The sequence below is a fragment of the Rhodococcus sp. NPDC004095 genome (genome assembly GCF_053604015.1).
Genome location: NZ_JBSGGS010000023.1, coordinates 19,412 through 32,361, shown reverse-complemented (window position 1 = coordinate 32,361; position 12,950 = coordinate 19,412). Strand labels below are relative to the sequence as shown.

At 70.0% G+C, this 12,950-nt stretch carries 12 protein-coding genes; 1 reads left to right on the top strand and 11 read right to left on the bottom strand.

The annotated features are described in order from the left end of the window. Nucleotides 1-43: 43 nt before the first annotated feature. From ACWEPG_RS27360 to fabG, 11 genes are all read right to left on the bottom strand, one after another. Complete coding sequence (locus ACWEPG_RS27360; protein ID WP_450116041.1) at nt 44-1,063, bottom strand: NADP-dependent oxidoreductase; 1,020 nt, start codon at nt 1,061-1,063, stop codon at nt 44-46. Nucleotides 1,064-1,103: 40 nt separating this feature from the next. Then, nucleotides 1,104-2,597 (bottom strand): class I adenylate-forming enzyme family protein, encoded by a 1,494-nt coding sequence (locus ACWEPG_RS27355; protein ID WP_450116040.1) that lies wholly within the window; start codon nt 2,595-2,597, stop codon nt 1,104-1,106. 276 nt (nt 2,598-2,873) lie between these two features. Then, nucleotides 2,874-3,899, bottom strand: coding sequence for an acyl-CoA dehydrogenase family protein (locus ACWEPG_RS27350; protein ID WP_452595783.1), 1,026 nt, complete (start codon nt 3,897-3,899; stop codon nt 2,874-2,876). Next, nucleotides 3,896-5,038 (bottom strand): acyl-CoA dehydrogenase family protein, encoded by a 1,143-nt coding sequence (locus tag ACWEPG_RS27345; protein WP_450116038.1) that lies wholly within the window; start codon nt 5,036-5,038, stop codon nt 3,896-3,898. Before ACWEPG_RS27345 ends, ACWEPG_RS27350 begins: the two co-directional genes overlap by 4 nt. A 23-nt stretch (nt 5,039-5,061) precedes the next feature. After that, nucleotides 5,062-6,252, bottom strand: coding sequence for an acyl-CoA dehydrogenase family protein (locus tag ACWEPG_RS27340; RefSeq protein WP_450116037.1), 1,191 nt, complete (start codon nt 6,250-6,252; stop codon nt 5,062-5,064). A 314-nt stretch (nt 6,253-6,566) separates the two neighbouring features. After that, nucleotides 6,567-7,217, bottom strand: coding sequence for a ScbR family autoregulator-binding transcription factor (locus ACWEPG_RS27335; protein ID WP_450116036.1), 651 nt, complete (start codon nt 7,215-7,217; stop codon nt 6,567-6,569). Nucleotides 7,218-7,359: 142 nt separating this feature from the next. Then, nucleotides 7,360-8,244 (bottom strand): LysR family transcriptional regulator, encoded by an 885-nt coding sequence (locus tag ACWEPG_RS27330; protein ID WP_450116035.1) that lies wholly within the window; start codon nt 8,242-8,244, stop codon nt 7,360-7,362. Continuing rightward, entirely contained in the window at nt 8,244-9,116 is an 873-nt protein-coding gene (locus ACWEPG_RS27325) for a LysR family transcriptional regulator (protein WP_450116034.1), read from the bottom strand. The genes ACWEPG_RS27330 and ACWEPG_RS27325 overlap by 1 nt, the downstream gene beginning before the upstream one ends. Before the next feature lie 72 nt (nt 9,117-9,188). Further along, nucleotides 9,189-9,641 carry a MaoC family dehydratase gene (locus ACWEPG_RS27320; protein ID WP_450116071.1) on the bottom strand — a complete coding sequence of 151 codons (453 nt, stop codon included), beginning with the start codon at nt 9,639-9,641 and terminating at the stop codon, nt 9,189-9,191. 5 nt (nt 9,642-9,646) lie between these two features. Further along, nucleotides 9,647-10,858, bottom strand: a complete 1,212-nt coding sequence (locus ACWEPG_RS27315; protein WP_450116033.1) for an acetyl-CoA C-acetyltransferase — start codon at nt 10,856-10,858, stop codon at nt 9,647-9,649. Further along, entirely contained in the window at nt 10,858-11,598 is a 741-nt protein-coding gene (gene fabG / locus ACWEPG_RS27310) for a 3-oxoacyl-ACP reductase FabG (protein ID WP_450116032.1), read from the bottom strand. Before fabG ends, ACWEPG_RS27315 begins: the two co-directional genes overlap by 1 nt. Before the next feature lie 155 nt (nt 11,599-11,753). Between fabG and ACWEPG_RS27305 the strand changes: the two genes are divergently transcribed. Then, a complete protein-coding gene (locus ACWEPG_RS27305; protein ID WP_450116031.1) occupies nt 11,754-12,932 on the top strand; it encodes an acyl-CoA dehydrogenase family protein in 1,179 nt (392 codons plus the stop codon). The last annotated feature ends 18 nt before the right edge of the window (nt 12,933-12,950 follow it).

Genomic DNA, 12,950 nt, shown 5'->3' with positions numbered 1-12,950 from the left:
CAGTTGTGCCGGGCTGGGGTGATGTGGGGGTGGTTGGTTCGAGTCAGAGGAGAGGAACGACGGCCTTTCCGACGGAGGTGCCGTCCAGCATCCCGTTGAACGCCGGCCACGCACCCGCGATGCCGCCGGGGAACTCGGTGTGGACGGGTCGGACCGCACCGGCACGGATCCAGGCCGCCATGCGGTTCTCGAATTCGGGGCGGGCGTCCTCGTGGTCACCCAGGAGGAAGCCCTCCATTCGGGCGCGACGCCAGATCAGCTTGAGCAGGTTGGCGGGCCCCGGCTGTGGCGCCCGCGCATTGTAGATACTGCTCATGCCGCACAATGCAATTCGCGCATGATCGGACAGGACTCGGATCGCGGCCTCGAGATGCTCCCCGCCGACGTTGTCGAAGTACACGTCCAGCGAGGTCGTGCCTGCCTCCGCGAGCGATCTGCCAAGGAGGTCCTTCACCGGCCCGTCGTGGTAGTCGAAGGCGGAGTCGGCACCGAGATCGCGAACGAGCGCCACCTTCTCCGGTGACCCCGCGCTCCCGATGACGGTGGCGCCCATCCGTTTGGCGATCTGAACGACGGTGGACCCGACGGCTCCCGCTGCGGACGAGACGAAGAGGACGTCACCCGCTTCCAGTCGCGCGATTCGCGTCAGGCCGACCCATGCGGTCATGCCCGGGATCCCGAGCAGCCCGAGATGGGTTGCGGGGGAAAGATCGTCGTGGTCGAGGATGCGGCATTCGGTGGCGTGAAAGGTGGAGTGCTCCCGCCACCCGTGGTCGTGGAGGACGAGCGCGCCGACCGGGACCGAGGAGTCGGCCGACTCCGTCACCCGGCCAACGGTCGGCGCGGACATCGGCGCGTTCAACGGGTAGGGCTCGGCGTAGGTCGCTTCACCACCCATTCGTCCACGCATGTACGGTTCAACGGACATCACCTGGTTGGCGACGCGGACCATGCCCGACGCCGGCGGCGGGCACATGGTCTGGACGAGTTCGACGTCCGCGTCGCGGGGACGTCCTGTCGGGCGCGAGCGAAGGCGCCACTCACGGCTGGGTGTCGGAAGCATTTTTCCTCCGGAGAGAGGGCGGGCGGTCGGCTGGTTCTCCTCAGGCGGGTTGGAGGGCTTCCACCTGCAGGACGAGATCACGACGGACGAGTTTCCCGGTGGGAGTTCGGGGCAGATCGTCAACGAAGACCACGTCGTCCGGTGTGCGTGATCCGCGCAGGCGCGCACGGCACCACGCGCGAATCTTTTCGGGTTCGAGGGTTTCCGACGGCTCGGGAACGACCACGGCGCAGATCCGTTCACCCCACTCGTCGTCGGGGAGACCGATCACCGCGACCTCGCGAACACCGTCGTGACGTACAAGGACGTCCTCGATCTCCGCGGGCGCGATGTTCTCGCCGCCGCGGATGATCGTGTCGTCGGCGCGACCGCCGATGTAGAGGTAACCGTCGTCGAGGTGGGCGCGGTCTCGGGTCGGAAACCAGCCGTTCTCGTCGAGTACGGTCCCCCTCCCCATGTACTCGCCGCTGACCTGTGGGCCGCGCACCCACAGCAGACCGGTCGCGCCGTCGGGGAGGACGGTGGCGTCGTCGTCGGCGCGGATCTGCGCCTCCATGCCCGGCACTACCCGGCCGACCGATGACAGTCGAGTGCGGAGTGCTGGATCGGCGAGCGCTTCGCGGTGATCCGCGGGGCCGAGAACCGCAATGGTGGAACTGGTTTCGGTCAGTCCGTACGCATTGACGAACCCGGTGGTCGGGAACGCGGCGAGCGCACGTTCGAGGACCGGCTGCGGCATCCGGGCGCCGCCGTAGGCGAGGGAAGCGAGGCGGGGTGTCCGCGCCGGTTCCCCGTTCAGGTGCTCGACGACGCGTGCGAGCATCGTGGGGACCACCATCGCGCTCGTCACGCCCTCGTCGCGGACGAGTTCGAGCCACCCCTGGGGAGAGAAGTCCGGCAGGTGCACCATCCGGCGGCCTGCGTAGACGTTGCTCAGGACCGCTCCCATGCCCGCGATGTGGTAGGGCGGGGTGCTCACGAGGGTGGCCTCTTCCTCACCCGCGGAAGCGAATTCGACGGTGTTGAACAGGTAGGACAGTAGGTTGCGATGCCGGAGGAGGACACCCTTCGGAGCCGATGTCGTACCCGATGTGAACAGTACGATCGCGGTCGCGTCGTCGGGTGCCGGCGCGAAATCGGCGGGCCCGGCGCGGTGGGCGAGGTCGAGGAACCGATCGGTGGTCAGAACCGTCTCCGCCGCGTCGGCGATCTTGTCCGCGTACGCGGGGTCCGCGACGACCACGGGTCGGTCCAACTGGGCGACCAGGCCACGTAATTGTTCGTCGGAAAGCCGGTAGTTCAGTGGTGCGAGTGGAATGCCCGCCCGAGCCGCCGCGAAGGTCAGGACCGGCAGTGCCGGGCCGTTCACTCCGACGAACACGACGTGCCGTGCACCCCGGTCGCGGAGCGTCGTGGCTCCTCCCGATGCGAGGTCGCTGAGCTGCCGACAGGTCAACCCGGAGCTGCGCCGTCCGATGACGATTCTGTCGGGATGAATCGAGGACGCCATGTCCAGAACAGTTTCGATACCCATTGCACCACCTGGCTGAAGTGAGCGCGGTGCACGTCCGTATGCACCGACCGTCCGGTCTCGCCTGCCGTGTGCGGCCAGTCACGCTTGTGTGCGCTGGGCCACATTTGGCGAGTGGTGTGAACTGTAGCAAATATGACGATATTTATGAATATCCGAATGTGATCGGTTCTGGTGGGTGAGTGACTGCGCGCGCACTGGCCGTGTGGCCTGGGAAAAGGTCGACCGGGCACGCCGAAGCTGCGGATGCGGGCGCGCATCCGCGGGGGGCGAGAACGGTCAGGCGGTGTGGTGAGAGCCGCTGATCAGCGGCCACAGTCCGGCACCGCCGGCGGCGGCCGCGGTGGCGGTGAGTGCGTCGTCCCACGAGCGGACGGAGCCGAACTCGCCGCGCCAGGAGAGCAGCCGGTTCGTGAACCGGTGCAGGGGATGTTCGGCGGTGAAGCCGATCGCACCCATCGCCTGATGGGCGTTCCGGACGATCGTCGACGCGCCGTGCCCGGCGCAGGATCGGGCGGCGGCGATCGCGAACTCGGTTGCCGTGGAATCGAATCCGTGATCGATCACGGCGGTGACCGCGGCCTCGGTGGCGGCCCGGGCGAGCGCGTCGGCGGTGGCGATGTCCGCGACCAGGTGCTGCACCGCCTGGAACGCCGCCACCGGCCTGCCGAACTGCGTGCGGGTGGTGGTGTGCCCGACCACGATGTCGAGTACCCGCCCCGCCGCCCCGGTCATCGCCAGCGCCCGGGACAGTGCCCCGCGCAGGTACAGCTCACGGGCGACGGTGCTGGGCACGGGGATTCCGTCGAGTCCGGTCAGGTCGACGCTCACCCGGTCCCTGGGTTCGTCGGCGAGGTTCGTGCCCGGGGCCACGGTCACGTCGGAGCGCGGCACCTGCGCGACCCGGTGGCCGTCGCCGCTGGGCCAGATCAGCACCAGCGCGTCGGCAATTCGGCCCCAGGGGACGTGCTGCGCCGTGCCGTCGGAGTCCAGTGCCGCGACGGTGCGGACGGCGACGGTGCCGCCCGGGGGTACTGCGGCGGTGTCGCCGAGGTCCGCGGTGTCGGCCAGCCAGCCCGCGAGCAGGTCGTTCTCCGCGAGGGGAACCGGCGCCGCGGTCGCCCCCGCCGCGGCCAGCAGAACCGCCGCCTCCGGCCAGCCGCCGCCGGACTCTGGGCCGGTCAGCCGCGTCACCCCGAGGTCGGTCAGCGTCGCCCACAGCGTGGTGTCGAAGTCGGGTGTGTCCGAGGCCCGGTCGAGGACCTGTTCGAGGATGCGGGTCAGGTCGTCCAGCTCGGTGCTCATCGCATCCCCAGTCCCCGCGCGATCACGCCGCGCAGAATCTCGCTCGTACCGCCGCGCAGGGTGAAGCCGGGCCGCTGCATGGCGCCGGCGGCGACCAGCGCGGCGTACCCCTCGGCTGCGTCCTCCCCGCTCAGTTCCTCGGCCAGGTCGGCGATGTCGCCTTCGGTCGCGGTGCCAAGGACCTTGACCACCGAGGCCGCGACCTCCGCGCTCTCGTGGCGTTCGAGCGCCTCGGACACCGCGGTCGACATGTGGTGCAGTCCGACCAGCCTGCCGATCTGGGCGCCGATTCTCGGGTCGGCGGGCAGTCGGCCGGCGGCGACCTCGTCGACGGTCGCGGCCAGGAGGGTGAAGGTGGACAGGAACCGTTCCGGCCCGCTGCGTTCGTAGCCGAGTTCGGAGGTCACCTGGGTCCACCCGTCGCCGATGGTGCCGAGGACCAGTTCGTCCGGCACGAACACGGCCTCGAGCCGCACCTCGTTGAAGTGGTGGTCGCCCGACATCGACATGATCGGTTCGATGGTCACTCCGGGGGAGTCGAGCATGACGATGAACTGGCTCAGCCCGTCGTGCCGGTGCGCGGTGTCCAGCGGTGCCGTCCGGGCGAGGGCGAAGAACGCGTGCGCATGATGGGCCCCAGATGTCCACAACTTGGTGCCGGTCAGCGACCAGCCCCCGTCGACCCGCACCGCCCTGGTCCGCACACTCGCCAGGTCGGATCCCGATTCGGGCTCGGACATGCCGATGGCCCAGCAGATCTCGCCGCGGGCGATGCCGGGCAGGAAGCGCTGCTTCTGCTCTTCGGTGCCGTACTTGAGCAGCGACGGCGCGGCCTGCCGGTCGGCCACCCACTGGGCGGCGACCGGTGCGCCGACCGCGAGGAGTTCCTCGGTCACGACGAACCGCTCCATGAAGGTGCGGCCGTGCCCGCCGTACTCGACCGGGATCGTCATCCCCACCCAGCCCCGCTCCGCCAACGCGCGGGTGAAGCCGGTGTCCCAGCGGGTGAGCCAGGTGTCCACGCCCGGCGTGAAGGTGCCGGCGTCGACCTGCTCACGCAGCCACGACCGCACCTGCGCCCGGAGCGCCTCGACGGCGGGTTCGGGTGCGGTCGTGGCGGGGACCAGTGGTGTGCGCATCGTTGCTCCTGTGGTGCTCGTGCTCAGATCCGGTAGCTGCGCAGCACGCCCTTGCTGATGATGGTCTTCTGGATCTCGCTGGTGCCCTCGCCGATCAGCAGGAACGGTGCCTCCCGCATCAGCCGTTCGATCTCGTACTCCTTCGAGTATCCGTAACCGCCGTGGATGCGGAAGGACTCCTGTGTCACCTCCGCGCAGTACTCGCTGGCGAGATACTTGGCCATGCCCGCGGCGACGTCGTTGCGTTCGCCGGAGTCCTTGAGCCGGGCCGCGTTCACCATCATCAGGTGCGCGGCCTCGACCTTGGTGGCCATCTCGGCGAGCTTGAATGCGATCGCCTGGTGTTCGGCGATCGGCTTGCCGAACGTGTTGCGCTGCTGCGCGTACCGGGCGGCGAGTTCGAACGCGCGGATCGCGATGCCGCAGGCCCGCGCCGACACGTTGACCCGGCCGACCTCGATGCCGTCCATCATGTGTCCGAACCCGAGTCCCGGTGTGCCGCCGAGGATGTCGTCGGCGGACGCCCGGTACCCGTCGAAGACCAGTTCGGTGGTGTCGATGCCCTTGTAGCCCATCTTGTCGATCTTCCCGGGGATGGTGATCCCCGGCACCACCTCGCCGAACCCGGCCGGCTTCTCGATCAGGAAGGTGGTCAGGTTCCGGTGCGGCTTGTCCGCGCCCTCGTCGGTCTTCACCAACGCCGCCACGAGGGTCGAGCTGGCGCCGTTGGTGAGCCACATCTTCTGGCCGGTGATCGAGTAGCCGTCGCCGTCCCTGGTCGCCCGGGTGCGGATCGCGGCGACGTCCGAGCCGAGCTCCGGTTCGGACATCGAGAACGCGCCCCGGACCTCCCCGGTCGCCATCCGCGGCAGGTAGTGCGCCTTCTGCGCGGGGGTCCCGTGCCGGCGGATCATGTACGCGACGATGAAGTGGGTGTTGATCACCCCGGAGATGCTCATCCAGCCGCGGGCCAGCTCCTCCACGCACAGGGCGTAGGTGAGCAGGGACTCGCCGAGCCCGCCGTACTCCTCCGGGATCATCAGACCGAACAGGCCCATCTCGCGCATGCCGTCGACGATCTGCTGCGGGTACTCGTCCGCGTGCTCGAGCTCCTGCGCGTGCGGGATGATCTCCTTGTCCACGAACGCGCGGACGGTGGCGAGGATCTCGGACTGGGTGTCGGTGAGCCCGGGGGTCTGGGCGAGCCTGGTCATCTCTGATCCTTCGGCAGGTTCGGCGCGGAGCGGGTCGGGATCCATCATGCAGCACCGACGGGGGCCCGGCCGGGCGCCGGCCATAGCTTCTGGCTAACCGGGCGATTCACCGAATGCGCTTGTCGGATCGTCCGCGTGCATGGTTGCCGCGTGTCGGCCGGAGCGGTCGGCAGGACCGTTCGCCCGGTCAGGCCTCTGCCCGGTCCGTGGTCTCCGACAGGCGGAGTTCACGGGCGATGAGGCAGGCCGGGAACGTCACGCCGATCGCGACGACGAACGACGCGATCCGGCGGGCCACCGGCCGTGAGGTGGGGTCACGCGGTCGTCGGATCCCACCTGGCCTCGAGGTATCGAGGGATCTTGTGACGGCGCCGCGGTGCGACGATCGCCGGCAGGATGAACGTCAACATCTCGGCGAGCCGAGCCTCGAGGTCACTGCGCTGCGCGAGCACGTTCGACACGAGCTGGACGCCGGTGAACGCCGAGACGAAGTAGCGGGCGACCGCGGCCGGATCGATGCTGTCGAGTACGTCGCCCTCTTCGATGGCCAATCGGAACACCTGATCGAGGTTGTCGATCCAGTCGAGGTACGGCTGCGGTGGGCCGGACTCGGCGCTCATCTCGAGTGTCAGGCGAATGCCGGCTCGGACGATGGGGTCCTCGATGATCTCGCGGCCCATCTCGTAGCAGAACATCACCAGCTGTTCGAGGGCAGGCGCGCCCGTCTCCCGGATGCGCCCGGCCATGGCCATCGAGATCGCGTGCTGCTCCTCGATGACGACCGCGGCGAGCTCGTCCTTCGACTTGAAATGGAAGTACACGGCGCCCTTGGTGAAGCTGGACAGGTCGACGATCTCGGACAGGCTGGCGCGCTCGTATCCGGTCTCGTCGAACCGTGTGGCGGCTGCCCGGACGATCTGTTGCCGGGTTGCGATAGCCCTCTGCTGCTTGACCACTACGCCCATGTCCTCTCGGTTCGCGTCCCGGTTCCGATATACCACGACCACATGCCCGGCCGGGGACTCTCGCCATCATGGCCGAAGACGCCTGCACCCGGAGGGCCGAGGGCGGCCCCCGCGTTCGCGTCGCAGAATTCGGGAGGTGCCGTCACTCCACCGGCCTCGGGTGTGTCCGGTCGCGTACCAGGTCGGCGAAGGCCCGGCCGACGGGAGAGAGGGTCTCGGGGTCGAAGGCGAGTCCGAAGCCCCGGCGGATCGGTGGGTCGATTGGCCGCACCACCGCCCGGTCGGCCACCGATTCGGCCAGCGACCGCTCGACGACGGTGCCGCCGATGCCGGCGAGCACCATCGGTATGCGGGCCTCACGGTGGTCCACCAGCACCGCGTTCGCCGGACGGACCCCGGCTGCGCGAATCGCGTCCTGGATCTCGTCGGCCACCGAATTGCCCTGCGGGACGAACACCATCGGCACGTCCGGAAGCTGCGACAGCGGCACCGGTCCCTCGGGCAGGTCGGTGCCGTGCGGATAGGCGAGCCAGTACTCCTGGCTGCCCAGCTCGATCACCTCCAGGGCGGGGTCGTCGATCGGGAGGTGTGCGACGACGAACTCGCTGTGCCCGTCCCGGATCAGTGCCGGAGCCGACGGCTCGTCGAGCATCTCGCCGAACCCGACGACGACTCCCGGATAGGTGCCGCGGAACTCGGTGACCAGCGGGACCACCTCCGGCGCCAACGCAGGAAACGCCGTCACGTCGAGGCGCCCCGTGAGTTCGCCGCCGGTGTCACCGAGCAGGTCGTGCACTGCGGTGAGGTCGCGCAGAATCCGCCGGGCCGGGCCGACGAGGCTTCGTCCGGCCGCGCTGAGCACCATGCCCCGGCCGACCCGTAGGAACAGGGGCACACCGAGTTCGCGCTCGAGGCCGCGCAACGCCTGGGAAATGGTCGGCTGGGCCACCGACAGTGCCGCGGCCGCACCGCTCAGGCCCTCGTGCTCAGCGACGGCGAGGAAATACGCGAGTTGGCGGCGCTCCATCAGGACTCCCCGATGCCGGTGGCGATTGCCGTGAACGCCTCCGCGGCCGGAGAGGCCGGACCGGAGCGCAGGACCAACCCGACCTGCCGCACGAGGGGCGGGTCGAGCGAACGGAGTGCCACACCACGCAGCTGTCCCTCGGCGACGGCACGGGGCAGTACCGTCGCGCCGGTGCCGCGGGCCACGAGGTCCCAGGTCGCGGTCGGATGGGCGCAGTCCACCACGACCGGGTCGCCGGACTCGCCGACCAGGTCGCCGATCAGCCCGGTGCCGCCCCGGCCCGCGCCGTCGACGATCAGCGGCAGCGTCCGAACCCGGTCCCGCGGCACCGGATCGGGCAGCCCGGCCGCCAGGTCCGGCGGCAACGCCAGCACCACTTCCTGGGAAGTGATCGGCACCGTCCTCAGGGTTCCGGTGTCGGCGGCCAGGTCGACGACCCCGATCTCGGCCTCGCCGCTGCGCAGTGCCGCCAGCACGCCGAGCGGGCCCGGGGTGTCCCGGATCCTGACGGTGACCTGCGGGTGTCGCCGGCGGAACCGCTGGACCAGCGTCACCATCGGGTCGATCGAGAACGACGACGTGGTGACCACGTCGACCCGCCCGGAGGTGAGTTCGCGGACCGACGCCACCCGGGCCTTCGCCCGTTCGACGTCGGCGAGGATCCGGCGGGCCGCGACGTCGAGTTTGCGGCCCGCCTCGGTGAGTTCGAGGGTGCGGCCGGAGCGGTCGAACAGGGTGACGCCGAGCCTGCGTTCGAGGGTACGGATCGCCTGGGACAGTGACGGCTGCGAGATGTACAGCGCGCGGGAGGCCTTGGTGATCCCGCCATGGTCGACCACCGCGACGAAGTAGGCGGCGAGCAGCAGGTCCACCGGCCCATCGTAGAACCCGGGCGCAGGACGGACCCGACGGCACCGCCGGGGGCGGTCTCGACGGCGCCGCCGTCAGGGCACCACCAGGGTCACTGTCTCGGCGACCAGGGCCGGCTTGTCGCCGCCCTCGATCTCGACCACGAACCGGGTGGTGAGAAAGGTGCCGGCGTCGGTGGTGCGGCACTCGAGCGGCGTCGCCGACGCCCGGATCCGGGAGCCGACGCGGACCGGCGCGGGGAAGCGAACCTTGTTGCTGCCGTAGTTCACCCGCGCCGACCCGGTGTCGATCGCGTACAGGCCGGCGGCGAGCGCCGGGAGCAGCGACAGGGTGAGGTAGCCGTGGGCGATGGTCGCGCCGTACGGCCCGGTGGCCGCCCGCGCCGGATCGGTGTGGATCCACTGGTGATCGCCGGTGGTTTCGGCGAACGCGTCGATCCGGTCCTGGTCGACGGTGATCCACTCGCCGGGGCCGACGGTCTCGCCGAGCGCGGACCGCAGGGCGTCGATCGAGTCGAAGGTACGCAGGGCCATCACTTCACCGCCTCGAAGATCGCAGCCAGGCCCTGCCCGCCGCCGATGCACATCGTCTCGAGTCCGTACCGGCCGTCGCGGCGGTGCAGTTCGCGGGCCAGGGTGGCGAGCATCCGGCCGCCGGTGGCGCCGACCGGGTGTCCGAGCGAGATGCCGGAGCCGTGCACGTTGGTGCGGTCGCGGTCGGCGTCGGTGAACTTCCACTCCCGCATCACCGCGAGCGCCTGTGCGGCGAACGCCTCGTTGAGTTCGATGACGTCGATGTCGGCGAGCGTCAGGCCGGCCTTGCGCAGCGCGACCTCGGTGGCCGGGACCGGGCCGATGCCCATGATCTTGGGCGCGACCCCGGCCAGTCCCCAGGACACCAGCCGCACCAGCGGCCGCAGCCCCAGTTCGTCGGCCTTCTCCCGGGTGGTGACGAAACACAGTGCGGCGGCGTCGTTCTGGCCGCTGGCGTTGCCCGCGGTCACGGTGGCCTCGGGATCGGTCTTCGCCATGATCGGACGCAGTGCGGCGAGGGATTCGACGGTGGTGTCGGCGCGCGGGTGCTCGTCGGTGTCGATCACGGTGTCGCCGCGACGCCCGGGGACGGTGGTGGGGACGATCTCTTCGGCGAGAATCCCGGCCCGCTGCGCGGCGACGGCGCGCTGGTGCGACGCGACCGCCAACTCGTCCTGCTCGGTGCGGCCGATGTTGTATTCGCGACGCAGGTTCTCGGCGGTCTCGATCATTCCGCCGGGAACGGGATACAACCGGCCGCCCGCGGTTTCGCGGGCGCGGACCAGACCGTCGTGCACGGCCACGCCTCCCCGGGCACCGCCCCAGCGCATGTCGGTGGAGTAGAACGCCGCGTTGCTCATCGACTCGCTGCCGCCGGCGACGATCAGGTCGTTGTCTCCCGCGCCGACCTGCAGCGCCGCCTGGATCACCGCCTGCAGGCCGGACCCGCAGCGCCGGTCGATGTGCATGCCCGGCACGGTGACCGGCAGGCCGGCATCGAGCGCGACGACACGGCCGATCGCGGGGGCCTCGCTGTTGCCGTTGCAGTGCCCCAGGATGACGTCCTCGACCTGCTGGGGTGCGACGCCGGTGCGCTCGAGGAGTCCCTGCAGCGCGGTGACCCCCAGATCGACGGCGGTGAGCCCCTTGAACATCCCGCCGTACCGGCCGATCGGGGTGCGGACGGGTTCGCAGATCACGACCTCACGCATCACATGAACCTCCCGCCGGTGACCTCGAGCAGGGTGCCGGTCATGTACGAGGACAGGTCGGAGGCGAGGAACAGGGCGACGTTCGCCACCTCGGTGACCTCCCCGGCGCGACCCATCGGGATCTCGGTCATCTTCTGGTCCCACGCCTTCTGCGGCATCGCCTCGGTCATCGCGGAACGGATCAGTCCCGGTGCAATCGCGTTGATCCGGATGCCGTGGTGCGCCACCTCTTTCGCGGCGGCCTTCGTCATGCCCACGATCCCCGCCTTGGCGGCCGAGTAGTTCGTCTGCCCCACCAGGCCGACCTTGCCGGACAGCGACGACAGGTTGACGATCGCACCGCTCTTGCGTTCGCGCATCATCGCCGACGCCAACCGCAGCCCGTTCCAGGTGCCCTTGAGGTGGACGGCGATCACCTGGTCGAACTGGTCCTCCGTCATCGTGCGCATCGTCGCGTCACGGGTGATGCCGGCATTGTTCACCAGGATGTCGAGGCCGCCGAACGAATTCACCGCGGTGTCGAGCATGGCCTGCACCTCGTCGGCGACGGTGACGTCGCAGACCACCCCACGCGCGACGTCGGGTCCGCCGAGTCGGGTGGCGGCCTTCTCGACCTGGGCGGCGTTCACGTCGCCGAGCACGACTCGCGCCCCCTCCGCGACGAAACGCTCGGCGATCGCATAGCCGATTCCCTGTGCACCGCCGGTGATCACGGCGGTGCGGTCGGTCAGCAATGGCATGTCGGTGTCCTTCTCCAGAAAGTGATCCGATGCTGGGGGCCACAGTAGTGACGGCTCGTGCCGTCGAGGAAGGCTCTCGCGATCGGGATTGGCTAACGGTCGGGTGCGCGGATGCCTATTGGACGCGGTCCGGCGCGCGGGGGAGGGTGGACGGCATGAGCACCCTGCCCGGAGGCGCCGAGGTCGGCGCCGACGATCTGCGCGACATCCTCGACCAGACCCGGCGCTTCGTCCGGTCCACCGTCGTCCCGCGTGAGCCGGAGATCATGGACGGCAACGCGATTCCGGAGGACATCCGCGCCGCAGCCAAGGAGATGGGGCTGTTCGGGTACGCGATCCCGCAGCAGTGGGGCGGCCTCGGACTCGACCTGGCCCAGGACGTCGAGCTGGCGATGGAACTCGGCTACACCACGTTGGCGCTGCGATCGATGTTCGGCACCAACAACGGCATCGCGGGACAGGTGCTCGTCGGGTTCGGCACCGACGAGCAGAAGGCACAGTGGCTGCCCCGGATCGCGTCCGGTGAGGTGGTCGCCTCGTTCGCGTTGACCGAGCCCGGCGCAGGCTCCGACCCGTCCGGGCTCCGCACCCGCGCCGTCCGCGACGGTGACGACTGGGTGATCAGCGGGGAGAAGCGGTTCATCACCAACGCGCCCATCGCGGACCTGTTCGTGGTGTTCGCGCGCACCCGTCCCGCCGACGCCGACGGCCAGGGGATCGCGGTGTTCCTGGTCCCCGCGGACACTGCCGGTGTCGAGGTCGGGCACAAGGACCGCAAGATGGGGCAGGAGGGAGCCTGGACCTCCGACGTCCGGTTCACCGACGTCCGGGTGCCCGCCGCGGCGCTCGTCGGCGGCAACGAGGACGACGGCTACCGGGCCGCGATGACATCGCTCGCGCGGGGGCGCGTGCACATCGCGGCGCTCGCGGTCGGGCAGGCGCAGCGGGCCCTCGACGAATCCGTCGCCTACGCGGCGACCGCCACCCAGGGGGGCACCGCGATCGGCGACTTCCAGTTGGTGCAGGCGATGCTCGCCGACCAGCAGACCGGGGTGATGGCCGGCCGCGCGCTGGTCCGGGACGCCGCGGCCAAGTGGGTCGGCGGTGAGGACCGGCGGATCGCGCCGTCGGTGGCGAAGCTCTACTGCACCGAGATGGTCGGGAAGGTCGCAGATCTCGCCGTCCAGGTGCATGGCGGCAGCGGCTACATGCGCGAAGTCCCGGTGGAGCGGATCTACCGGGACGTGCGGCTGCTGCGCCTCTACGAGGGCACCAGCGAGATTCAGCGGCTGATCATCGGGCGCGGGCTGGTGAAGGCGGCGCAGCAGGGATGAGTTCCGGCGCCGCCGGCC

Coding starts and splice junctions, on each gene's coding strand:
- ACWEPG_RS27360 (WP_450116041.1), bottom strand. CDS start 1,063: ATGCTTCCGACACCCAGCCGTGAGTGGCGCCTTCGCTCGCGCCCGACA.
- ACWEPG_RS27355 (WP_450116040.1), bottom strand. CDS start 2,597: ATGGGTATCGAAACTGTTCTGGACATGGCGTCCTCGATTCATCCCGAC.
- ACWEPG_RS27350 (WP_452595783.1), bottom strand. CDS start 3,899: ATGAGCACCGAGCTGGACGACCTGACCCGCATCCTCGAACAGGTCCTC.
- ACWEPG_RS27345 (WP_450116038.1), bottom strand. CDS start 5,038: ATGCGCACACCACTGGTCCCCGCCACGACCGCACCCGAACCCGCCGTC.
- ACWEPG_RS27340 (WP_450116037.1), bottom strand. CDS start 6,252: ATGACCAGGCTCGCCCAGACCCCCGGGCTCACCGACACCCAGTCCGAG.
- ACWEPG_RS27335 (WP_450116036.1), bottom strand. CDS start 7,217: ATGGGCGTAGTGGTCAAGCAGCAGAGGGCTATCGCAACCCGGCAACAG.
- ACWEPG_RS27330 (WP_450116035.1), bottom strand. CDS start 8,244: ATGGAGCGCCGCCAACTCGCGTATTTCCTCGCCGTCGCTGAGCACGAG.
- ACWEPG_RS27315 (WP_450116033.1), bottom strand. CDS start 10,858: ATGCGTGAGGTCGTGATCTGCGAACCCGTCCGCACCCCGATCGGCCGG.
- fabG (WP_450116032.1), bottom strand. CDS start 11,598: ATGCCATTGCTGACCGACCGCACCGCCGTGATCACCGGCGGTGCACAG.
- ACWEPG_RS27305 (WP_450116031.1), top strand. CDS start 11,754: ATGAGCACCCTGCCCGGAGGCGCCGAGGTCGGCGCCGACGATCTGCGC.